The following is a 22,896-nucleotide window of genomic DNA, read 5'->3' as shown; positions in this document are numbered from 1 at the left end:
ACAAAATACAATGAAGAACTTAAATATATCCACACAAACAGAAACCAGCGGAAGCCGGATCATCCTGGAAGCATTTATTCAGGAAGGGATAAAAACCATTTTCGGATATCCGGGAGGAGCTATTATTCCGATCTATGATGCTCTTTACGATTATAAAGATCAATTGGAACATATTCTGGTGCGCCACGAGCAGGGAGCTGTTCATGCTGCACAGGGACTGGCCAGAGTATCAGGAGAAGTGGGAGTCGTATTGGCAACCAGCGGACCCGGAGCAACCAATCTGGTGACAGGATTAGCCGATGCACTGCTGGATAATACACCCATTGTATGCATCACAGGACAGGTGTTTGAACATCTTCTGGGAACTGATGCTTTTCAGGAAATAGATGTGATGAACGTGACAAGTCCTGTTACCAAATGGAATTATCAGGTGACCGATGCAAACGAGCTTTCCGAAGTACTGGCAAAAGCATTTTATATTGCGAAATCCGGCCGCCCAGGCCCTGTATTGATTGATGTAACCAAAAATGCCCAGCTGCAAAAGGTTTTTGACCCGGGATATACTCCCTGTGATTCTTTACGAAGCTACAGACCAGATCCTTTTCCTAATCTTGAAAACATTGAAAAAGCATCTGCTCTGATCAATAATGCAGAACGGCCGTTCATCATTGCCGGTCAGGGAATATTGCTGGGAAAGGCAGAGCAGGAATTTCTGCAGTTCGCTGAAAAATCCGGAATTCCCATAGCCTGGACCGTATTGGGAATGGGGGCTGTTCCCACAGATCATCCGCAGGCAGTAGGAATGGTAGGAATGCACGGAAATTACGGTCCGAATATTCTAACTAATGAATGTGATGTTTTGGTCGCCATAGGAATGCGCTTTGATGACCGTGTAACCGGAAAACTTGATCAATACGCCAAGCAAGCCAAAATTATTCACCTGGATATAGACAAAGCTGAAATCAATAAAAATGTAAAAGTAGATGTTCCGGTTCTTGGAAACTGTAAACAAACCCTGCCCATTCTTACTGCCATGATTAAGCCAAAACAATATCCGGGATGGTACCAGCGGTTTCAGGACTGTCATGAAATTGAACATATTAATCTGATCAGCAAGGAGCTGTATCCTTCAGAAGGAGAGATTACTATGGGTGAAGTGATCCGCCATCTGAACGAAATGACTAAGGGTGAAGCGGTAATTGTAACCGATGTGGGACAGCATCAGATGGCTACCTGCAGATATTCCGACTTCAAGTTTCCAAGAACGAATATCACCAGCGGAGGTTTGGGAACCATGGGATTCTGCCTTCCCGCAGCGATAGGAGCGGCTTATGGAGGAACCGGTCTTCCGGTGATTGCAGTGATGGGAGATGGAGGAGCCCAGATGAATATCCAGGAATTGGGAACCCTGATGCAGTATCAGCCCGATATAAAAATCCTGATCCTCAATAACTGCTATCTGGGAATGGTAAGACAGTGGCAGGAGCTGTTTCATGAAGAGAGATATTCATCGGTAGATATTCAGAGTCCGGATTTTGTACAGGTTGCCAAAGGTTATGCTGTTCCGGGAAAAAGAATTAACCAAAGAGAGGAATTAGAAGGTGGTCTTCGTGAAATGCTTCACCATAAAGGAGCCTTTCTGCTGGAAGTAATGACCGGAAAAGAGCATAATGTTTTTCCAATGATTCCACAGGGGAAAAGCGTTTCAGAGATCGTACTTACCCATAATAAAGCTTAAAATATAAATAAAACAAGATGAAATCAGAAAATAAAGAATACACCATTACTGCTTATACAGAAGACTTTTTAGGTCTTATCGGCAGGATCAATGCTATTTTTTCGAGAAGAAGAATCTCTATTGTGAACTTCAGTGCAGGTCCTTCCGAAATGGAGAAAGTAAAAAAGTTTGTAATCGTTATCCGGGAAACGGAAGAGTCTGTACAGAAGATTACCCGGCAAATGGAGAAACAGGTGGACGTTCTGGAAGTTCACTATCATAAAAACCCTTATCTGACAGCGGTAGAACGTGCCAGCTGATCAAGAATATAATTAAATAACAATAATAAATAAAAATTTTAAAAAATGGCAAAATTGAATTTTGGCGGAGTTGAAGAAAACGTAGTGACAAGAGAAGAGTTCCCACTGGAAAAAGCTCAGGAAGTATTAAAAGATGAGGTAGTAGCAGTGATCGGATATGGAGTACAGGGACCGGGACAGGCACTTAACCAGAAAGATAACGGAATCAATGTCATTGTCGGGCAAAGAAGAAACTCAAAATCATGGGATAAAGCAATAGCTGACGGATTTGTACCCGGAGAAACATTATTTGAAATAGAAGAGGCGCTTCAAAAAGGAACGGTGATCTGCTATCTTTTAAGTGATGCAGCTCAGATTGAATATTGGCCAAAGGTTAAAGAACATCTTACTCCAGGAAAAGCGCTGTATTTTTCACATGGTTTCGGAATTACCTTTAACGAACGTACAGGAATTGTTCCTCCGGCGGATGTGGATGTATTCCTTGTAGCTCCTAAAGGATCAGGAACATCTCTGAGAAGAATGTTTTTACAGGATCGCGGACTGAACAGCAGTTTTGCCGTTTATCAGGATGCTACCGGAAGAGCCAGAGAAAGGGTAACTGCCCTGGGAATAGCGATAGGAAGCGGTTATTTATTTGAAACCAACTTTAAAAAAGAAGTATACAGTGACCTTGCCGGAGAAAGAGGAACATTGATGGGAGCCGTACAGGGAATATTTGCCGCACAATATGATGTACTGAGAAAGAACGGGCACAGTCCTTCGGAAGCATTTAACGAAACCGTGGAAGAATTAACCCAATCATTGATGCCGCTGGTTGCTGAAAACGGAATGGACTGGATGTATGCCAATTGCAGTACCACGGCACAAAGAGGAGCCCTGGACTGGTGGAAACGTTTCAGAGATGCCACTTCTCCATTGTTTGAAGAACTTTATGACAGCGTTGCCAAAGGAGATGAAGCTCAGCGATCCATAGACAGCAACAGCAAACCTGATTACAGAGAAAAACTGGAAGTAGAGCTTACAGAACTCAGAGAGAGTGAAATGTGGAGAGCGGGTAAAACCGTCCGCAGCCTGAGACCGGAGAACAATTAACGGAAACATCATGATGAAAGAAGAAACGTATCCTTCCGTTTTAGGAAACGTCTACAAAGCAGCCGAGAGATTGAAAAAGGTGATCGTAAGGACACCTTTGGCAGTCAATGCACATCTTTCGGCTGACTATGAAGCGAAAATAAGTTTTAAAAGGGAGGATTTGCAGCGGGTAAGATCTTACAAGATCCGTGGAGCTTATAATAAAATGGCAGTAATGTCACCCGAGAGTCTGGCCAAAGGTGTAGTGTGTGCCAGTGCGGGAAATCATGCTCAGGGAGTGGCTTTTGCATGTAGTGCAATGAAGGTGAAAGGGACTATTTTCATGCCTTTACCCACTCCGGGACAGAAGCTGGAGCAGGTCAAAATGTTTGGAGGAGATTATATAGATGTAGTGCTTTACGGGGATACTTTTGATGAAGCGAAAGATGCAGCGGTCAAGTTCTGCAAAGATCATCAGGGGATATTTATTCATCCGTTTGATGATCAGGATATCATAGATGGGCAGGCTACTGCGGCATTGGAGATCCTTGAACAGTCAGGAGAACCTGTTGATTATCTTTTTGTTCCGGTAGGCGGAGGAGGTCTGGCTGCGGGCGTGTGTTCCGTATTCAGGGAATTGTCTCCGGAAACGAAGATTATAGGAGTCGAGCCATCTGCTGCTGCGAGTATGAAAAAAGCGCTGGAAAGGGGAAAACCGGTTCTTCTTGAAAAGATCAGCCGTTTTGTAGATGGAGCCGCCGTTCAGGAGGTAGGAAGTCTCAATTTTGAGATCTGCAAAGATGTTCTGCATGATATGGCCGTAGTGGATGAAGGAATGGTATGTGAAACGATTCTTTCTCTCTACAACAAAGATGCAGTCGTGGTAGAGCCTGCGGGAGCCCTTTCAGTAGCTGTTCTTGAAAAATACAGAGAACAGATTAAAGGAAAGAATGTAGTTTGTATCATCAGTGGAAGCAATAATGATATTACCCGTATGGAAGAGATTAAAGAGAAAGCTCTTCTGCATGCAGGTTTGAAACATTATTTCCTCGTAAGATTCGCGCAGCGTCCCGGAGCTCTGAAAAATTTTGTGATGAACGTCTTGGGACCGAATGATGATATCACTTTTTTTGAATACACTCAGAAAAATTCTAAGGAGAAGGGGATTGCTGTGGTAGGAATAGGGCTGAAGCAGAGTAAAGATTTTTCCCCTTTAATGAACAAAATGAAAGAGCACGATTTTTTTGTGAATTATCTGAATAATGATCCGTCTCTGATGAATCTGCTGATTTAGAATATTAGTTTTATCTCGCGCAGATTTTGCTGATGACGCGGATTTTTTAACCACGGATTTTACAGATGAATACAGATTTTTTCAGAGGTTGATTTTTTGTAAGGACGACGAAATCGACTTAGGAAAATGGAGCGTTAAGAAAATAAATGCTGTGAACGTTAAGAAAATTCTACTGTCCGAAGCGCGGGACAGGAATTGAACCGAAGCAGAAACAGTAGATCCGCGCAAGTTTTAGAATTTTTAGAGAACAGGATTTATTTTTAGTGGAAGTTTCCTGGTCTTGAACTTTTGCTTCTTTTGTTTCAAGACAAAAGAAGATTCAGAAAAAAAGCCTCCAACCGAATTGGTATTATCTCGTGCAGATTTTACTGATGACGCAGATTTTTTAAAACACAAATTTTACAAATGAACACAAATATTTCCAAAAGAAATTTTTATAATTAGATTCTATAAACCCAATGATGAAAAGAAAGCTTCACAAATCGTGAAGCTTTTTTTGTTATCTCTCAATCGTAAAATTTGAAATGACTTTAGGACGTTCGGCTTTATTAGCCACTTTCCAGGATGTGCGGTACATCCATTCTGTCATTTTATAGAGCTTTTTGTAATTGATATTTTCAGATTCATCCTGCGGAGTATGGTATTGGTCGTGCAGAACGCTGGTGAAAAATACAGCAGGAATTCCCACTTTTGCATAGGGTAGATGATCACTTCTGAAGTAGAAATATTCCGCATGGTTAGGAGCATCCCAATCTTTTAAATATTTGAATTTTGTACTTTCATTATTGGCTTCTTCGGCCATTTTTACCAGTTCCTCAGAGTTTTTATGAGGGGCATTTCCTCCCAGAAGAGCAGCTTCATTATTGTCATTTCTTCCAATCATATCTCCGTTCAGAACGGCAACAATCTTTTCTTTAGGAACTACAGGATGCGCGGCATGCCATCTGGAACCCAATAATCCTCTTTCCTCGGCTCCATGGAAAACAAATAAAATACTTCTTTTTCCAGGCTGCTTTTTGTAAGCTCTTGCCATAGCCAGCATGGCGACACAAGTACTGGCGTTGTCGTCTGCTCCATTATAGATAGTGTCGTTTTTTACAGGATGTCTGATCCCGTCATGGTCCTGATGTCCGCTGAGTAAAACGTATTCTTCTTTAAGTTTGGGATCTGTTCCTTCTATTTTTCCGATGATATTTACGGATGGATATTTGTAGGTTTCCGTGATCAGATTCAGAGCAATTTTCGGATTGTTTTTTACCCAGCCTGCATTTTCTCTTTTAATCCATAAAACAGGAATATTATCCGTTATTTTTTCCCGGAGTCCTTCCACGCCATAAGTTCCTCTTGTCATTTGAGGTACAACTTCAACCCAGCTTTTTTCAGAAATATCGTCTGTGATAAAAATAATGGCTTTTGCTCCCAGCTCGTAGGCTTTGTTGTAATATTTAGTCCTTACAAATCCGGGATATCTTCTCACAAAAAGAGTCATTTCCTGGTCTATATTTTTCTCAGAAGCATTTACTGCAAGTACTTTACCTTTGATATTCAGCTTGGAAAGCTCTTCAGGTTCGGCATTTCCGGCATAGACAACTTCAGTATCAATAGAAGCATTGACGGGTTCTGCAACCAGAAAATCTTTCCATAATTTCAGACTGCTGTTTCCAATTGTCAAGGTACTTTGAGGAATCACCTGATGTCTGTACATATCAAAAAACTGGAAGAAAGTTCCGTGGTCACCGGCAGGTTTCATTCCGGCTTCTTTAGCTTTATCGGCCAGCCACATCGACACTTTTAATTCGTCCAGGGTTCCGGCTTCACGGCCCCAGAACTGATCTGCGGCGAGCTCATACATGTCTTTCCTCAGGTCTGATTCTTTGATGGCAGAAACCAGCGGCTTTTTATAATTTTGAGCATTCCCGAAGCTGAAAAGGAAAATACCCAACACAGAGAACAGGTAATTTTTATTCATCTGAAATTTTTAATTGAAGTTAGCCAATTTATCTGAAAATTGTTTTGAAAACTCCTTTCTGTCTTCTTCCAATTTTTCCTGTGCTGAAGGAAGGACATAATTGAACAGAATTTTTTCTTCGTTATCTAAAAATATGATCTCTTTTTCATTACCATCAATCATTTGAGAGAAAATCTCCCACATTGAAGTGTCTTTTAATTTTAATAATTCAAAAAACTGTTCCGCTTTAATTTCTATTGTCTGCATGTTTTTGATTTTATGTATTTATGTATTTATGTATTTATGTATTTATGATTTTGTTTAAATTCTAGTTTAAAAAGATAAAAAGTATGGAAAGGTTTTTAAAATTCCAAAACTTTCAACTTGAACTGGATGGCAAAATTCTGCTTGAAGTTGGGCGTAGTATAATATCCAACCCTATAAAACAGACCTAAATTGAAGTAGCTGGACAGGAAGTTATTCCATTCAAGTCCTACTTCCTGATAAAGATGATCCAGTTTTCTGAATTTAAACTGATGATATTCAGGGTGCTGCATATCTCCGATGGTTCCTCTCAGTACAAAATCAAAGCTGGAAATATTCTGCCCGAAACTTTTGAAATAGAGAGGAAGTTTATGGGTAAAATAGTACGCAACGAATTTATCATTGTAATATTTTCCTCCTTCCAGTGTTGCAAAGCCAAGATAAGACGTCAGGTTGAAATTGAAATCTTTTCTCGGAGAAGCCAGACCATTCATGGTAAAGTGTTTCCAGATAGGAGCTTCCCCCAATACCATTCCGCCATAAAGCCTGAATCCGGTAGTTCCTAACATGGTTTTAAAATTATGAACAAACAGGGCATCAAAACGGGTATAATTGAAATCTCCACCCAATGCTTTGTAACTCTGTTCATAGTTGAAATACAGTTCAGGATATTTCTGATCAATGATTGATTTTCCCTGAGGCGTCATGATGTTGGTAGAATTCGGAGAATATTTTAAAGTAAACAGGGTATTAAAGTTATCAAATTCACCGCTTCTTCCACGGAACGCGTAATCAAATTTGGCTTCTTCAATATTCCTTTTGACGGCAAAAACTAAAGTGAGCCCGTTGGTCACATCATTCAGGTAAGAAAGTGAACCTCCTCTGAAATGATAATATTTATCGTTGTTGATATTATTACCATAGTTCATCATTCTCATCTTGAAGTTCCAAAGTCTCCTGTAAAACTCTCCGGATGCCGTTACATCGTTATAATATTCAATCCTGAAGAATGAATTTTTATCCAGACTGGTTTTCATATCCAGACCGATTCCATACTTCCATTTATCGTCTTTAAAACCGTATGCAAAATAATAATCCGGCGAGAAATAAGGATTGAAAGTTTCATTGAGTTTGGCCTTTAAACCAAGTCTGAATCCTTCATATAAGTTATAGTTTACAATTTCATCTACGGCAAAATCTACAATACCGGCTCTGATCTGTCCGTTAATAAGTCCCGTCAGTATTTTCGCTTTGCTGTCTATATTATACTTTCTGCCGAGGCTGTCTATCGTGGTATAGGTATTACGTTCCCTTTCTGTCAGAGGATCGGTGCGGTATTGGTCAAGAAGATGTCCGTCTGCATTTTTTACCGAAAACGTATAGCCTTTGAAATCGCGTTTATCCTCTTCAATAGGAGATTTAAAATCAAAATAGGTAGAGGTTAGAAAAGCGTAGGTCCCAAAGCTGGTTTTATCTTTCTTTTCGGGATGTTCTTCCGTTTTTTCTTTTTTTTCCTCTTCCATGGCCACTCTGCTCATCCTGAGTTTTACCTTTTCCTGAGCAAGAAACCATTTGTTATTATAGAAAACCCAGGTACTGGTGATGATCCCGTCGTTTTTATTTTTACTGAAATTTTCAATCTTTTGAATGCCGTAGGTTTCGGTATCTACGTAGATAGCACCATTGTACTTTCTTCTTTTATCCGGTTTTTTGTAATTCACTTCACGGAAGCGGATCAGAAATGTTTTTCTTCCGTTGACTTCAATAGTATCCGAAAGGAAAAAGCGGTAAAGCCCTCTGTTTTCCTGCTTGATCTGGTTTGGAATTTTGTCACGGTTGCTCTGCTGGATGGCAATCATCTCATAGATTGGCTGTTTGAGACCGGAAATTCTGTTATCAAGAATATTGATTTTTTCACCGTATTTTTTGGAATATAAAAACCCCTGAGCCCTTTCCCATAAGAAGAGTTTGCTTTTTGAAAAAATCTGCTTGGCAGAGAGGTTATTCAACGAATCTTTTTCTCTTTTTTTCTTAAAAAGATTGGAGTCATTAAAAAAGTTGTTAAACTGCTTAATACTATCCTGATCAATATCCATAGATACCTTTTCGTAAGATTTAAAGGCATAGGAATCTAAACTTTTAGGAGAGTTTTCCTTAAAGAGCTTATTTACTTTTTTGAGAATCTCAAGAGCCCTGGGATCACTTCGGTCTTCAATAACGACTTCTTCAATTTTGGTAGTTTTTAATGCTTTTTTCAGCAGGGAAACTTCCATATCAGCTTCTACATCGGCTGTTTCTTTTTCGTAGCGGTCTGCCTCAATTTCAATAGTGCTGCATGAAGCCTTAAATTCCAGAAAACCCGTGGTATCTGTGAAGCCCAGAATCTTTCCGTCACAGGAAATTTTTGCGTTGGATACAGGCTGATGATCAGTTTCGTCAATGACCCTGATCTTTGATTGAGAGTAACCAAAGAAATACATCATTAAAAACAATAAAACTAAAAACCTTTTCATGTAAAAACTAGATCAAAAGTAATAATATTTCTTCTTTTGAGAAAGTTTTTATGATTTGTTAATACATTGATTTAATCTAATTTTTGCATAGAATAATCAGATGTAAATAATTCAAGAAATTCAGAAATATTGGCTTAAAGTAAGGTTGATTTATCTCACGCGGATTTTGCTGATAACGCAGATTTTTTTAACCACAGATTTTACAGATTTACAAAGATTTTTTTGAAAAGTTGATTTTTATAAGGATGACTTAGGAAAATGGAGCGTTAAGAAAATAAATCCTGTGAACGTTAAAAAAATTCTACTGTCCGAAGCGCGGGACAAGTATTGAAACGAAGCAGAAACAGTAGATCCGCGCAAGTTTTAGAATTTTTAGAGAACAGGATTTATTTTTAGCGGAAGTTTCCCAGTCTTGAACTTTTGCTTCTTTTGTTTCAAGACAAAAGAAGATTAAGATAAAAAACATCCAAATTGATATAATTTCACGCAGATTTTGCTGATGACGCAGATTTTTTTTAACCACGGATTTCACAGATTTACACAGATTTTTTTGAAAAGTTGATTTTTATAATGACGACGAAACCGACTTAGGAAAATGGAGCGTTAAGAAAATAAATCCTGTGAACGTTAAAAAAATTCTACTGTCCGAAGCGCGGGACAAGTATTGAAACGAAGCGGAAACAATAGATCCGCGCAAGTTTTAGAATTTTTAGAGAACAGGATTTATTTTTAGCGGAAGTTTCCCGGTCTTGAACTTTTGCTTCTTTTGTTTCAAGACAAAAGAAGATTCAGATAAAAAACATCCAGCTGAATTGATATCATCTCGCGCAGATTTTGCTGATGACGCGGATTTTTTTAACCACGGATTTCACAGATGTGCACAGATCTTCTATGACAGCTTTATAAAACAGAATTTTGAATAAAAACATTTACCGGTCACTCAATGCTCCCATAAAATCAATGATATCATTAATTTCCTGATCCGTAAGTCCGAGGGGAGCATCTGAAAGAGTCTGATTTTCTACTTTAAAACCAAAACCCTTTCCGCCACCTTTATTATAAAAATTCATGACTTCTTTCAGGGTTCTATAACCTCCGTTATGCATGTAGGGTGCTGTTTTGCTGATATTTCTGAGGGTTGGTGTTTTAAAAGAATGTTGCAGAGCCGCTACCGTTTCATGAAACTTTCCTCTTCCAAGATCCTGATCAAACATTTTATTGTCTCCGTTCACAGCGGTTCCTAAAACTTCCTGTTCCGTTTTTTTGAAATTGGGAGGAACGGTTCCGTTAAAAAGAGGAATGAAATGACATAAGGCACATTGCGCTTTCCCCACGAACAGATTGAATCCCTGTTTCTGCTTTTCTGTCATGGCAGAAGGGGTTCCTCTCATGTATTCATCAAAATCGGAATTGAATTTTGCCAGAGAGCGGATGTAGCTGGCCAATACATTCTGAAGTTGCCAGGTTTCTGCTTTTTGGGTATGGTAAATCTTTTTAAATTCAGGAAGATAAGAAGGATTTTTATTGATCTTATCCAGAATAATATTCAAATCGCCATGCATTTCTTCTTTATTGGAGATGACATCGGAACTCTGGCCTTCCAGATCGTCTTTGCGCATATCCCAGAACTGTCCATGCTGGAAACCTGCATAATTCAGTGATGGTGCATTTCTCTGCAATTCCGAATTTTCAAGAGACATGGATCTGGCAAGCCCGTCTGTAAATGCTTTTTCAGGAATATGGCAGGTTGCACAGCTCCTGTTATTGTTGTTGGAAAGGATATTGTCGTTAAACAGTTTTTTACCCAAAGCCGCCTTTTCATCTGAGAAAGCGAATTCTTTTCCGGGAGTAAAAGCATTGGGATTGAAAGCATTTTTTGAGAAAAAAGAAGCTGCGTTTTTATTTAAGGCAGAAGTGACTTCAATGTTGGGAATACCTTCCTGTTTTTTAAACTCCAATAGCAATGTGGAAATGACATTCAAATGATCCGGAATAAAATGTACATAATCAAAAGAATTTCTGTCCGGATTTTTTTTCAGAACGGCAATTGCGGAATCAATGGCTGCATCTATCTTTTGAAGTGCTGTTTTTGATTGTTGGGTCGATATCTGTTGTAAAGTCAGCTGAACGGCTTTCAGAGAATAAGGCATTTCTTTTAAAAATGTTCCTGATATCGGGGTATCAAAGCTGGAAATTCCTAAGCTGGAGATTCTGAAAATTTCCTGTCTGGCCGCATCAAAAACCTGATCCTTGCTCATGGAGATCGCCTGGAAATTGGTTTTAATGGTATTGCTTTTATTGATCAGCTTTTTTAGAAAACGAATTGTTTCATCTTTATTTTCAGGGGTGTAAGGGTAAAACATTTCTTCCAGTACCTGAAGACCTTCGGGTTCCAGCTCGGTATGTTCATCCATTTCAATCTCAGGCAGGGCAGGACCATTGATGAAACGTGCTGAATTCGGAAGAAAATATTCCACCGCCCATTCCATTTTTTTATAGGTTATCCGTAGGTTCTCAAATTTCTCCTGAAGTGTTTTTTCATCGGTGTTTTTTGAGACAAGGGTAATCAGTTCATTGACTTGTTTTTCGAATGAAATATTGGTTTTGAGGAGTTCACTTTTTACAACACTGAGATCTTCATTTACAGGCTTGTATTTGTCACTTTTACATTGAAAAAATACCGCAATAGCCATGGCTGCAGATAAAACAATGAGAACCGGATATTTTGAAAAAAAGTTCATAGGCATGAAAAAGTACCAACGGAAATATTTCCGCTGATACTCTGGATTTTTATTGGATATTTAAAAATTATTTTTCTACGTTTCTGATGATGACCACCTGTCCGCCTTCTTTGTTGGTATTCACTCCGGCACCGTCTGCATTCTTGAATTTATCTTTCTGCCACGTGTGAGAGTGGATGTTTACCGTGAAGGTATTTGGAATTCCGATGATATCAGATATGTCTACCATCGCTCCATATTCCCAGGAACCGAACTTCTGAAGGTTTCCAGATTGGTTGTACGCGGTCTGCCAGGCCGTATCCAATCTGTTGTGTTTCATGTTTAGCCATGGCTTATACTGTTTTGTAGCGATATTCAGCTGCCAGATGTAAGAATCGTGGGCAGCAGCGGTATAATAAGAATCTCCGTCTTCCTGGATGTACACAAAGTTTTCCGTTACACATAAGTTATCAGGATTGATCAGGTTGTTTCCCGGATTCGAATCTCCTTCCGCAACTACTTCCAGTTTTCCGGTAAGCATATTGTTTTCATTAAGGACAAGTTTGTAAACTCTTCCCCACATTGTTAATCCCGGTTTTGGGGTTGCTCCGTCTGAAGATTCTCCGGTTGCCGTAAAATAAATTTCTCTTCCTTTTCCGGCTCCTTTTCTGTAATCTACATCTTCAACTCTTGAAAAACGGATGGCGTTATTGTCAATATTTTTCTGATTGATCTGTGCTCCCGTTGAGTTTTTAGCATTGGAAATTTCTACAAATTCCACATCGTAAGAACTTCCTTTCACCATATCCGTTTCCGTATAGTTGTTGTTGGTTCTCTTCAAAGAATATAGTTTTCCGTTATCAAGATCTCCCTGTGTATTCGAAACATACATAATCAGCTGTCCTGCAGACTGGTGAGAAGAAGAATAAGACTGATCTTCCCCAACCATAATGTAAGTTTTTCCTCCTGATACATCTTTAGGAAGCGGAACGGCATTTTCCATAGAAGCTTTTCCTAAAGCAGGTTTTACTCTGGACTGATCAGATGCCTGTGAAGCCGGAGCCAGTGGATTAATGGCATGAACCATACTTTCTTCACCGGATTCACCAGCGGTAAGAAAAGCGCTGAAACCGTGAGTTTCCGGAGTGGCAAGCGTAGCAGAGCATAATCTGGTCATACCACCAATACCGTTCAGGATGTATTCTCCTTTGACAGGTCTGAATGTCTTATCTAAATAAACTCTTGATACAGACTGGGTAATTTCATGGTTGCTGATCATTAGATAACCATCGGAACTAGGGTCTTTCATAATTCCCATACCGTCCGGCTGACCTGCATAAACAAAATTGGGAGTTCCTGAAAGAATATCGGAACTTGAGATCAGGGTCGTGATCGACAGGTTTTCAAAACCGGACATTGCATAAACGAAAGCCGGCTCCTGTGAAAAGTTTTCAATCTTGATATTCTGATTGACAGGCGTGTTTCCCTGCTCTTCGTTATTGTCGTCTTTACAGCTTTGAAGCGCTATAGCAGAGAACAATAAGACTCCGATAGTTTTACTAATTTTCATAATTACTTTTTTAATTTCGATTGTAGCAAAACTAAAAGTCTATTATGAACTATATTTTAAGAGGACGAAACAAATAGTTTAAGTTTGGGTAATGGTTTGTTAAGGTAAGATCAATAATTAGAATGGTTATAAATAAAAAAACTTCTGAAATTTTCAGAAGTTTTTAATGTTTTATAGTGTAAGGGTCATTAATTCTAAATATTTAAAGCTTTTTGGTAAGCATTTTCCAAACCGTCAAGATTTTTACCTCCTGCCGTTGCAAAGCCCGGATTTCCGCCGCCGCCGCCCTGGATTTCTTTTGCCAGATCTTTCACAATGGCTCCTGCCTGATACTCTGCTGCCAGATCATCAGAAACGCCAACGGTGATCATTGGTTTGCCGTCTGCATCAGAAAGAATGATTGTTACTGAAGTAGGAATCTCTCTCTTCAGCTGGAACACAATGTCTTTAACAGAACCTGCATCCAGAGATGTTTTCTTCACTAAAAGCTGTTTGTTTCCTTTCTGCTCGTAAGCATTTTTCCATTCGCCAATCTCGCCTTTTGCTTTTTCTTTTTTAAGAGCTTCTACTTCAGATTTTAATGAAGTATTTTCCTCGATCAGTTTTTCAATAGATCTTACCACATCTTTAGACTTCAGCAATTGGGAAAGTTCAGCGATCTGATTTTCAAGATTGGTGAAATATTCTTCGGATTTATCTCCTGAAATAGCTTCAATTCTTCTGATCCCTGCCGCAGCAGAACCTTCGGAAACAATTTTGAAATGACCGATTTCAATGGTATTTTTCACGTGAGTTCCTCCACAAAGCTCTTTTGAACTTCCGAACTGGATCATTCTTACATTATCACCGTATTTTTCACCGAACAATGCCATTGCTCCTCTATCCAATGCTTCCTGAATAGGGATATTTCTGAACTCCTGCAGAGCAATGCTTTCTTTGATTTTATGGTTTACTTTTTCTTCTACCAAAGCCAGTTCCTCTTCAGTCATTTTATTGAAATGAGAGAAGTCGAAACGCAGATAATCCGGACCTACATAAGAACCTTTTTGCTCTACGTGAGTTCCTAAAACATCTCTTAAAGCTTCATGTAAAAGGTGGGTTACAGAGTGGTTAGCCTGAGAATTTCTTCTGTCAGTAGCCTGAACTTTAGCGAAGAAAACAGCTCCTGCATCTTTCGGAAGACCGTTGATCAGGGAAATGATCAGTCCGTTTTCTTTTTTAGTTTCCAAAACCTCGAAGCTTTCTGTAGCATTTTCAAGAACACCTTTGTCACCTACCTGGCCTCCGCCTTCAGGGTAGAAAGGAGAGCTGCTCAATACAACCTGATAAAATTCTCCGTCTTTATTTTCTACTTTTCTGTATCTTGTAATATAAGTTTCAGATTCAATCTGGTCATATCCTACGAAGTTTTCTTCTCTTTCTTCCAGAGTTACCCAGTCATACACTTTTTGGGCAGAATCCGCTTTTGAACGCAGTTTCTGTTTCTCCATTTCAGCTTTAAAACCTTGTTCATCAATCGTAAGACCTTTTTCTTCTGCAATGATTCTCGTTAAATCATCCGGGAAACCATAAGTATCATACAATTCAAAAACTTCCTCGCTTGGCAATACTTTTGATTGATCTGAAATAGTCTGCTGAATTAATTTTTCAACTCTGATCAGTCCGTTTTCAATGGTTTTTAAGAATGAATCTTCTTCACTTTTGATCACTTCGGAAACCAGTTTCCCCTGCTTTTGAATTTCAGGGAAGAAAGGACCCATCTGATCCTGAAGTACAGCCACAAGTTTGTACAGGAAAGGTTCTTTCATTCCCAGGAATCGGTAAGAATAAGAGATCGCTCTTCTCAAGATTCTTCGGATTACATAACCTGCCCCTCCGTTGGAAGGAAGCTGTCCGTCAGCAATCGCAAATGCAACTGCTCTGATATGGTCTACCACAACACGGATGGCAATATCTTTTTCGTCTTCTAAAATTCCGGTGTATTTTTTACCTGAAAGTTCTTCCACTTTAGCGATAAGCGGTGTAAAAACATCTGTATCATAGTTGGAAGATTTACCCTGAAGCGCCATACAAAGACGCTCGAAGCCCATTCCTGTATCCACGTGCTGTGCAGGAAGTTTTTCCAGAGATTTGTCTGCTTTTCTGTTGAATTCCATGAAAACCAGGTTCCATACTTCCACTACCTGAGGATGATCATTATTCACAAGCTCAAGTCCGGAAACTTTAGCTTTCTCTTCAGGTGTTCTAAGGTCTACATGGATCTCTGAGCATGGTCCGCATGGCCCGCTTTCACCCATTTCCCAAAAGTTGTCCTTTTTATTTCCGTTGATAATTCTGTCTTCAGAAATATGGGATTTCCAGAAATCATAAGCATCCTGATCTCTATCAAGGTTTTCAGAAGCATCTCCCTCGAAAATGGTAACATATAAATTTTCTTTTGGAATTCCGAATACTTCAGTCAGTAATTCCCAGGCAAAAGCAATAGCATCTTTTTTGAAATAATCACCAAAAGACCAGTTCCCCAACATTTCAAACATGGTATGGTGGTAGGTGTCTCTACCTACATCATCCAAGTCATTGTGCTTTCCGGAAACTCTAAGACATTTCTGTGTATCGGCAATTCTTGGGGCCGTAGGTGTTTTGTAGCCTAAGAAAAAATCTTTGAACTGCGTCATTCCCGAGTTGGAAAACATAAGGGTAGGATCGTCTTTCAACACGATAGGCGCTGAAGGAACGATAAGGTGGTCTTTACTTTTAAAATAATCTAAAAATTTTTGACGAATCTCTTGTGATGTCATAGTATTGCTTTGCTTTTAAAACTATCAAATTTTTGATAAGATGCAAATTTAATGTTTTTAAGCGATTTGTAAATAATTTTATGCTATGTTTTGAATGGGGAAGGATGGGAAGGGTTTATATGTTGCCGGATGAGTGTAAGGCTGCGAAGGGTTTGAAATAGGATGTTGTTTTTAAGATATGGGGGAATCCAAGATTTTAGTAAATGTGAATAGTATATAAACCTTATAGGTTTTCGAAACCTATAAGGTTTGTGGTGCTTATTATTATAAAATCATAAGAATACAGAGCATTTATTCATGTCTGCTTTGTGATTAAATCTTTATATTTTTTGTGACTGTGAAATGCTTATTATAGAGTGATTTCAAAAATGTAAACTTAATTGTTTTATATAAACCTCATAGGTTTTCGAAACCGATGAGGTTTGTGGGAGCTTTCTCAAAGATCTATGCTATAAAAATTTTGCATGTTCTGTTTTAACTTTTTATATTCGTTTTAATATTAAATAGGGACTTGATTGATTTTCTATTTCAACAGATGAATGAAACGAGCTGTGTAAGTTGAAAAAGCATTGTCTTTGTAATATTAAAGAATAAAAAATGACGAAAAATGATGTACTGAAAAGCTGGGTAGAGCAATATTCGGGGGCTCTTTTGAAAAGGGCGGCCTATCTGCTTTCAGATAAAACGGAGGCAGAAGATGTTGTGCAGGATGTTTTTTTAGCCGCATTTTCGGCATACGATTCATTTGAAGGGAAAAGCCAGCCTCTGACCTGGCTGAATGCTATTTTAAACAGAAAAGCCGCTGATTTTTACAGGAAAAAATATAAATCGGAGCCGCAGATTAACCTGGATCACTTTTTTAATGAAGAAGGTTCCTGGAAGAAGGATGATGTTTTGAATGAGTGGAACACTCCGGAAAGAGAACCGGAACTTTTAGATAATAATGATTTTAATAAAACTTTGGAAGATTGCATTGAGAATTTACCCTCCAGATGGAAGATTCCGCTGAAAATGTACTATCTTGAGGAGAAAAAAGCACCGGAAGTAAGTCAGGAATTACAACTTTCTGCGACCAATCTATGGAAGATCCTTCAGAGAAGCAGAATGCAGCTGAGGGAATGTTTGGATATCAACTGGTTTGCGAACTTATAACCATATCATAAAAATGCTGAGAAAATTGATTCATATTTTGTTTCTGCCATGCAGTACAGCAACCATGCTGATGGAAAAGAGAAATGCAGGAGCCATCTCCCCGAAGGAAGACTGGCAGCTTTCCATGCATATAAAGATCTGTAAATGGTGCAGGGCTTATGAAAAGAAACTGAAAATTTTAGATGATATTTTAAAAAGAAAGCTTTCCCATAAAGAAAATACTGAAATTAATACGACTGAAATTCAGGAATTTAAAAATAAGGTTTTAAAAAAATTAGATCTTTAGAAAAAATTTTGTCAGGATTTTGAAATGCTTCCGACTATACTTTTGAAAACAAAAAAGTATCATTCAAAATCTTAAAGACATGAACGGAATTTCAAATCTTAACACAGAATCCAAAATTTACCAATCAGGGTATTATATTTCGCTTTTCGGAGCTGCATTAATTTTGCTGTGGATCGGAATATTTAAATTTACCCCTACTGAAGCGGCGGCTATCAAACCTTTGGTGGAAAACCATTTTCTCACTTTTTTCGTATATAAAATAGTAAGTACCCAAGTGGTGTCAAATGCTATCGGAGTGATAGAAATTATCATTGCATTATTACTGATATTTAGTGTGAAATTTGCATCTCTAAGGAAGTATGCAGGTATCGGAATGGTCATCACATTTGTGGTTACCCTGAGCTACCTCTTTACGACTCCCGGAATTTGGAATATAGTGGATGGAGTTCCTGTTACAGACTTTTTCATTCTGAAAGATCTGATGTTATTAGGATTTGGATTAATGATTGTGTCAAACAAATCTGTTTAACATTTTAAACCATTAAGGCAGATTTCAGAAATAAAACACAGCGTATGTCTTAATGGTTTAAAAATGAATGTTTAAACAAATTCAATAAAAAGTAATGGATAAAAAGAAAAAAATGAAAAATATATTTATTGTACTCGGAATTATTCTGGGTATAGCAGTATTCGCTGCCGGATCCGGGCTTTTTAAAAATAATAAGTCTAAAGTATTAACCAAAGAAAAAGAAAATGAGGAAATTATGGACAATAGAAATGTCAGAGAAATTTATTTTGCAGGCGGATGTTTTTGGGGAACAGAGCATTTTTTCCAACAAATCCGCGGAGTAGTAGGAACTGAAGTAGGGTATGCGAACGGCAATACCAAAAATCCTACCTATGAAGAGGTGGTAAGCCACACGACTGGCTTTGCCGAAACGGTAAAAGTGAAATATGATCCTGAGCAGGTTGATCTTAAACTGCTGATTGATCTTTATTTTAAAACAATTGACCCTACAAGCCTTAACAAGCAGGGAAATGACAGAGGAGATCAGTACAGAACGGGAATTTACTTTTCGAATGAAGAAGATGGCAGTGTGGTGAAAAATGAAGTTTTAAAGCTGGCTAAAAATTACTCCAAGCCAGTCGTGGTAGAAACTGTTGCTTTGAAGAATTTCTACAAAGCGGAAGATTATCATCAGGATTATCTGGATAAAAATCCGGGAGGATACTGCCACATTGAACCGGGACTTTTTGAAATGGCTAAAAATGCCAACCCGCTTCCTAAAGCCAAATACCAGAAGGAAGATAAAAAGGTCTTAAAAGAAAAGCTTACGGCAGAACAATACAGAGTAACTCAGGAAAACGGAACGGAAAGACCTTTCCAAAATGAATACTGGGACGAAACCCGTGAAGGAATTTATGTAGACGTTACAACCGGAGAGCCTCTTTTTATTTCAACCGATAAATTTGAATCAGGCTGCGGATGGCCAAGCTTTTCAAAACCAATCACCAAAAAACTGATTGATGAGAAATTAGACAAATCCGTAGGAATGGTGAGAGTGGAGGTAAGAAGCAAAACCGGAGATGCCCATTTGGGACACGTTTTTACAGATGGTCCCGCAGATAAAGGAGGACTCAGATACTGTATCAACAGTGCTTCACTGAAGTTTATTCCAAAAGCGGAAATGGAGAAAAAAGGATATGGAGAGTATATCTCTTTGTTAGATAAAAAGTAATATGAAGGGAAGGCCACCGAAAGGTGGTCTTTTTTTATGCTTAGCAGTCAAAAGAGTTAGTGATGGTCGGCTTTTAATAATTCAACTGAAGCCTTTCTTTAATACTAAGCATTGAGATATTCACCAGTAATAAAAATCCGAAGATGAGGTACAATGCTTCTTTGGGAAGTTGGGTTATTTGATATTGAAATTTTTGGAATCGTTTAAAATAATGCTCTTCGGGAAAATCACGACCCATATTCCCGCATTTGTCACTCAGAGCAGCAAGTGATTCTGCGGCATTTGGATCCTTATATTCTTGACTGACAAAAAAATGCCATGTCTTTTCCGCATCAAGAGTGTAGGTAGATTGTCCTGCAAGTTCTACACCACTGAGTAATGCAACGAGGTCACCGTAGTTATTATGATCATCCAGAATAAATTCAATCCCTGAATTCTTCTCATTTCTTTTCTGCAAATTCCTGATTTCAGCAACATATAGTTGGGTATTCTCCTTTGCTGTATTGGGGACTACTTTTATTTTTTTATAATTCCAGTTTCTGTAAGGTTCAAAGCTTAAATAGGACTTTTCGCCTTCCACTTTTGCTTTTGCAGGAAGCCAGATATCAATAACATTAAAATTTACTTCTTCAAATTTCCGGTTTCCATAATACAGGAAAAGTAGCGGAATAAGTACAGCGCTGATGAGTCCCGGAAAGTAATAGATCTTTTTCATACCAGTCTTTTTCTTTAAATCTGAAGATTTTCTTTAATGCTGAACATTGAGATATTCAGGAAAAACAGAAAGCCGAAGACAATATAATAAGATTGTTTCGGGAGTTCGAGCAGATATTTGAATTTTTCCACTCCTTTATAACTATGATCAATTGTGAAATAGACCGTGGCATCTCTGGTTCCACAGTCCATTCTATGGATTTTTTCAGTCCCATTCGGATCTTTATAAAAATGAAGGGCAAAAAAATGATTGGTTTTTTTCACGTCAATACCATAGGAATCCTGTCCTGCAAGGGTCATCGCATCTATTAAAGCGATAAAATCCTGATAATTATTGCGGTCATCAATCACAAACTCAATACCCGTTTCTTTTTCATTTTTTTCCTGAAGTTTTTTCAGTTCCGAAACATAGTATTTCTGATTTTGAAGTGCGGTATTGGGCTTTACAGTGATTTTTTTATAATTCCAGTTCCTATAGGGTTCAAAGGTGTTATCCTCGTCACGATGATAGTTGTGCTTGGCAGGAAGCCCCAGATCTACAACGGTATATTGCGGCTGCACCCTTTGGTTTCCATAATACCAGAAAAGCAGCGGAATAAGTATAGCGCTGATGAGTCCCGGCAGATAGTAAATTTTTTTCATTCCCGTCATTTGTTTAAAATTAAAGAAAAAACACATACCCAAACAGTTTAATAGTATTTTTAACATTCTATCTATTCCCGAAACAAAAAAAGTGATCCAAAGGACCACTTTAATCAATTCAATCTTGAATCACCCAATCACACAATCTTTCAATCATTGAATTTTTTAATCTTTTAATTTTTAAAATCTTTCAATCCCAAAAACTACCAATCTCTTTTTCTCAATATCCAGTACGATCCCAAAATAAAGATGACAGACCATATAATGCACACAATCATACTTTCCGAAGGATAATGAGCTTCATATTTTACACCCATTATTTTGAGCATATTCAGTCGCATTAGTGGGTTTGGAATTAGATTAGACATGCTTTCCAGCGGTAAAAGGCTGGTCATGAAAAAATCATTTTCCAGAACGGCTTTTCTCTGTTCTCCCTGTACTCCTCTTAATTTTTGATAAACTTCTAAACCTGTTAAAACCTTTTCGACTATCCAGTAAGCAAAGAATCCTAGAAATACAAACATGGATTTCCTAAGCAATATGGAAAGAAACATCAGAAAAGAGAAGAATGTAAAAAGCTTCACAAAATAATTTCCTATAAAATATACTTCTTCATACACTTTTGAAGGATCGGTTACTTTCGAATACTGATGTCCTAAAAACATAGCAATGATGAAAACGATAAGGGTAGAAATGCTTGTAAATACGGTAATCGTAAGTAATTTTGATTCTATAAACTCCTTTCTGCTCAGTCCGTCTATCGTATTTTGTTTAAACATCCTGTTGGTAAATTCCTGCGAAATTGAGAAGACAATAATCAGTCCCAGGAAAATTTTCAGCAAAGCGACAATCCATGTCGTAAAATTCCAGATTTCAGGGAAATTGTAAATTCCCTGCTCTTTTAAATTGATGGTTCCTCCGAATAGGTCAAAATCTACCAATCCTATGAACAGGAGAGCAATCAGAATAACAAAATAAAGGATGGTGAAAACCTTGAATGGTTTGTAATTCAGGTTTTTATAGTATTCTAGTTTTAATAATTTAAGCATGGGTATTGGTGTTTTTTACAAGTTCAAGGAATTGAGATTCAAGAGACAGCTTTTTCTTGGTTAAATGAGAAAGAAAAATTCCCTTTTCAGCAAGCTTTTGGTTTAATGCCGAAGCAGATACAGAAGCATCTTCGCGTACCTGGGCTTTAATGATTTCCCCGTCGGTTTTCATGGAACTGAACCATTGAAGCTCTTCCAATGCACTGAAAAGAAGACTGTTGTTATCCGCTTTTAATTCAAAATATCCGTTATTAGCCGTCATTTCATCTACTCTTCCGCAATAGATGGAATTTCCTTCTTTCAATACAATCACATGGCTGCATATTTTTTCAATCTCATCCAGAAGATGGCTGGCAATAATAATGGTAATGCCCTGTCTGGAGATATTATTGATGATTTCTCTGATCTGGATAATTCCTTCAGGATCAAGTCCGTTGGTAGGTTCGTCCAGGATCATGACTTCCGGGTTGTTCAGCATCGCAGAAGCAATGGCCAGACGCTGTTTCATTCCCAGAGAATAGGTTTTGAAAGTATCGTTTTTTCTTTCAAAAAGACCTACCGTTTTCAAAACTTCTGCAATTCTTGTATAAGGAACTCCTTTAATCTCAGCCACAATCTTAAGGTTGGTTTCCGCATCCAGATAAGGGTAGAAGTTAGGCTGCTCAATGATGGCTCCTATTTTTTTCAAAGTATCCGGCTCCGTTCCTTTCTTCCCGAACCAATACCAGTCGCCGCTGGTAGGATTAATGGTAGACAGCAGCATCCCAAATGTGGTTGATTTTCCGCTTCCGTTAGGTCCCAGCAAGCCATAGACGTTTCCTTTCTCTACATCAAAAGAGATATTATTAACAACAGTTCTCTTGAATTTCTTCGTTAAATTCTTTACTGATAAGATTTTTTCCATGTAATTTGTTTTACATAGTAGTAGTCTATGTAAATTAACGATTGTTACAAACCTCTGCTATTTTTTTTCAGATCATATCATGTTGATATTTTTCCAGATTCAATGTAACAAGATTCACAGTATCATTGTTTTATAAGTGTAACTATTTTTAAAGAACAAAGACTCATTGAAGAAACTCCACACCAAAAAATATAA

The 22,896-nt window shown here is 38.2% G+C and carries 18 protein-coding genes; 8 read left to right on the top strand and 10 right to left on the bottom strand.

What is annotated here, in order from left to right; genetic code table 11:
- The first annotated feature begins 10 nt into the window (after window positions 1–10).
- Genes ilvB through ilvA form a run of 4 tightly spaced genes read left to right on the top strand, consistent with a single transcriptional unit; the run spans window position 11 to window position 4,402 of the window.
- The gene (ilvB, locus tag ACM46_RS17610) at window positions 11–1,738 is read left to right on the top strand and encodes a biosynthetic-type acetolactate synthase large subunit (RefSeq protein ID WP_048508005.1); all 1,728 of its coding nucleotides are present in this window, start codon (window positions 11–13) and stop codon (window positions 1,736–1,738) included.
- A 17-nt stretch (window positions 1,739–1,755) separates the two neighbouring features.
- Complete coding sequence (locus ACM46_RS17605; protein WP_053082724.1) at window positions 1,756–2,037, top strand: ACT domain-containing protein; 282 nt, start codon at window positions 1,756–1,758, stop codon at window positions 2,035–2,037.
- 45 nt (window positions 2,038–2,082) lie between these two features.
- A complete protein-coding gene (gene ilvC / locus ACM46_RS17600; RefSeq protein ID WP_048508004.1) occupies window positions 2,083–3,129 on the top strand; it encodes a ketol-acid reductoisomerase in 1,047 nt (348 codons plus the stop codon).
- Window positions 3,130–3,139: 10 nt separating this feature from the next.
- Window positions 3,140–4,402 carry a threonine ammonia-lyase IlvA gene (gene ilvA / locus ACM46_RS17595; protein ID WP_048508003.1) on the top strand — a complete coding sequence of 421 codons (1,263 nt, stop codon included), beginning with the start codon at window positions 3,140–3,142 and terminating at the stop codon, window positions 4,400–4,402.
- 499 nt (window positions 4,403–4,901) lie between these two features.
- Here the strand turns inward: ilvA and ACM46_RS17590 are convergent, their stop codons facing one another.
- From ACM46_RS17590 to alaS, 6 genes are all read right to left on the bottom strand, one after another.
- Window positions 4,902–6,371, bottom strand: coding sequence for a M20/M25/M40 family metallo-hydrolase (locus tag ACM46_RS17590; protein WP_048508002.1), 1,470 nt, complete (start codon window positions 6,369–6,371; stop codon window positions 4,902–4,904).
- A gap of 9 nt (window positions 6,372–6,380) precedes the next feature.
- Window positions 6,381–6,617, bottom strand: a complete 237-nt coding sequence (locus ACM46_RS17585; protein WP_048508001.1) for a hypothetical protein — start codon at window positions 6,615–6,617, stop codon at window positions 6,381–6,383.
- A gap of 95 nt (window positions 6,618–6,712) precedes the next feature.
- Window positions 6,713–9,097, bottom strand: a complete 2,385-nt coding sequence (locus tag ACM46_RS17580) for a hypothetical protein (RefSeq protein WP_241486048.1) — start codon at window positions 9,095–9,097, stop codon at window positions 6,713–6,715.
- A gap of 959 nt (window positions 9,098–10,056) precedes the next feature.
- On the bottom strand, window positions 10,057–11,868 hold the full coding sequence (locus ACM46_RS17575; protein ID WP_048508263.1) for a cytochrome-c peroxidase: 1,812 nt from the start codon (window positions 11,866–11,868) through the stop codon (window positions 10,057–10,059).
- A 67-nt stretch (window positions 11,869–11,935) separates the two neighbouring features.
- Window positions 11,936–13,417, bottom strand: a complete 1,482-nt coding sequence (locus tag ACM46_RS17570; protein ID WP_048507999.1) for a PhoX family protein — start codon at window positions 13,415–13,417, stop codon at window positions 11,936–11,938.
- Between the two features lie 194 nt (window positions 13,418–13,611).
- A complete protein-coding gene (alaS, locus tag ACM46_RS17565; protein WP_048507998.1) occupies window positions 13,612–16,215 on the bottom strand; it encodes an alanine--tRNA ligase in 2,604 nt (867 codons plus the stop codon).
- Between the two features lie 597 nt (window positions 16,216–16,812).
- Here alaS and ACM46_RS17560 point away from each other — a divergent pair.
- From ACM46_RS17560 to msrB, 4 genes are all read left to right on the top strand, one after another.
- Window positions 16,813–17,367: a sigma-70 family RNA polymerase sigma factor gene (locus ACM46_RS17560; RefSeq protein ID WP_048507997.1), complete on the top strand. Its 555-nt coding sequence runs from the start codon at window positions 16,813–16,815 to the stop codon at window positions 17,365–17,367.
- A gap of 13 nt (window positions 17,368–17,380) precedes the next feature.
- Window positions 17,381–17,653, top strand: a complete 273-nt coding sequence (locus ACM46_RS17555) for a hypothetical protein (RefSeq protein WP_048507996.1) — start codon at window positions 17,381–17,383, stop codon at window positions 17,651–17,653.
- A 79-nt stretch (window positions 17,654–17,732) separates the two neighbouring features.
- Window positions 17,733–18,182 (top strand): DUF417 family protein, encoded by a 450-nt coding sequence (locus ACM46_RS17550; RefSeq protein WP_048507995.1) that lies wholly within the window; start codon window positions 17,733–17,735, stop codon window positions 18,180–18,182.
- A 112-nt stretch (window positions 18,183–18,294) separates the two neighbouring features.
- Window positions 18,295–19,392: a peptide-methionine (R)-S-oxide reductase MsrB gene (gene msrB / locus ACM46_RS17545; protein ID WP_053082728.1), complete on the top strand. Its 1,098-nt coding sequence runs from the start codon at window positions 18,295–18,297 to the stop codon at window positions 19,390–19,392.
- A gap of 73 nt (window positions 19,393–19,465) precedes the next feature.
- On the opposite strand, the gene ACM46_RS17540 is transcribed toward msrB, so the two are convergent.
- From ACM46_RS17540 to ACM46_RS17525, 4 genes are all read right to left on the bottom strand, one after another.
- Window positions 19,466–20,107, bottom strand: a complete 642-nt coding sequence (locus ACM46_RS17540) for a hypothetical protein (RefSeq protein WP_048507994.1) — start codon at window positions 20,105–20,107, stop codon at window positions 19,466–19,468.
- Between the two features lie 14 nt (window positions 20,108–20,121).
- Entirely contained in the window at window positions 20,122–20,748 is a 627-nt protein-coding gene (locus tag ACM46_RS17535; RefSeq protein WP_083997461.1) for a hypothetical protein, read from the bottom strand.
- A 203-nt stretch (window positions 20,749–20,951) separates the two neighbouring features.
- Window positions 20,952–21,797, bottom strand: coding sequence for an ABC transporter permease (locus ACM46_RS17530; protein WP_048507992.1), 846 nt, complete (start codon window positions 21,795–21,797; stop codon window positions 20,952–20,954).
- Window positions 21,790–22,701, bottom strand: a complete 912-nt coding sequence (locus tag ACM46_RS17525) for an ABC transporter ATP-binding protein (RefSeq protein WP_048507991.1) — start codon at window positions 22,699–22,701, stop codon at window positions 21,790–21,792. Before ACM46_RS17525 ends, ACM46_RS17530 begins: the two co-directional genes overlap by 8 nt.
- Window positions 22,702–22,896: the final 195 nt, after the last annotated feature.

It is taken from the genome of Chryseobacterium angstadtii (genome assembly GCF_001045465.1).
In the GTDB taxonomy this organism is placed as follows: Bacteria; Bacteroidota; Bacteroidia; order Flavobacteriales; family Weeksellaceae; genus Chryseobacterium; species Chryseobacterium angstadtii.
The sequence above is the reverse complement of the archived record's forward strand: the minus strand, read 5'-3'. Positions and strand labels throughout refer to the sequence as shown.

Coding starts and splice junctions, on each gene's coding strand:
- msrB (WP_053082728.1), top strand. CDS start 18,295: ATGAAAAATATATTTATTGTACTCGGAATTATTCTGGGTATAGCAGTA.
- ACM46_RS17555 (WP_048507996.1), top strand. CDS start 17,381: ATGCTGAGAAAATTGATTCATATTTTGTTTCTGCCATGCAGTACAGCA.
- ACM46_RS17580 (WP_241486048.1), bottom strand. CDS start 9,097: ATGATGTATTTCTTTGGTTACTCTCAATCAAAGATCAGGGTCATTGAC.
- alaS (WP_048507998.1), bottom strand. CDS start 16,215: ATGACATCACAAGAGATTCGTCAAAAATTTTTAGATTATTTTAAAAGT.
- ilvB (WP_048508005.1), top strand. CDS start 11: ATGAAGAACTTAAATATATCCACACAAACAGAAACCAGCGGAAGCCGG.
- ACM46_RS17530 (WP_048507992.1), bottom strand. CDS start 21,797: ATGCTTAAATTATTAAAACTAGAATACTATAAAAACCTGAATTACAAA.
- ACM46_RS17560 (WP_048507997.1), top strand. CDS start 16,813: ATGACGAAAAATGATGTACTGAAAAGCTGGGTAGAGCAATATTCGGGG.
- ACM46_RS17590 (WP_048508002.1), bottom strand. CDS start 6,371: ATGAATAAAAATTACCTGTTCTCTGTGTTGGGTATTTTCCTTTTCAGC.
- ACM46_RS17585 (WP_048508001.1), bottom strand. CDS start 6,617: ATGCAGACAATAGAAATTAAAGCGGAACAGTTTTTTGAATTATTAAAA.
- ACM46_RS17575 (WP_048508263.1), bottom strand. CDS start 11,868: ATGAACTTTTTTTCAAAATATCCGGTTCTCATTGTTTTATCTGCAGCC.
- ACM46_RS17550 (WP_048507995.1), top strand. CDS start 17,733: ATGAACGGAATTTCAAATCTTAACACAGAATCCAAAATTTACCAATCA.
- ilvC (WP_048508004.1), top strand. CDS start 2,083: ATGGCAAAATTGAATTTTGGCGGAGTTGAAGAAAACGTAGTGACAAGA.
- ACM46_RS17540 (WP_048507994.1), bottom strand. CDS start 20,107: ATGAAAAAGATCTATTACTTTCCGGGACTCATCAGCGCTGTACTTATT.
- ilvA (WP_048508003.1), top strand. CDS start 3,140: ATGATGAAAGAAGAAACGTATCCTTCCGTTTTAGGAAACGTCTACAAA.
- ACM46_RS17570 (WP_048507999.1), bottom strand. CDS start 13,417: ATGAAAATTAGTAAAACTATCGGAGTCTTATTGTTCTCTGCTATAGCG.
- ACM46_RS17605 (WP_053082724.1), top strand. CDS start 1,756: ATGAAATCAGAAAATAAAGAATACACCATTACTGCTTATACAGAAGAC.
- ACM46_RS17525 (WP_048507991.1), bottom strand. CDS start 22,701: ATGGAAAAAATCTTATCAGTAAAGAATTTAACGAAGAAATTCAAGAGA.
- ACM46_RS17535 (WP_083997461.1), bottom strand. CDS start 20,748: ATGAAAAAAATTTACTATCTGCCGGGACTCATCAGCGCTATACTTATT.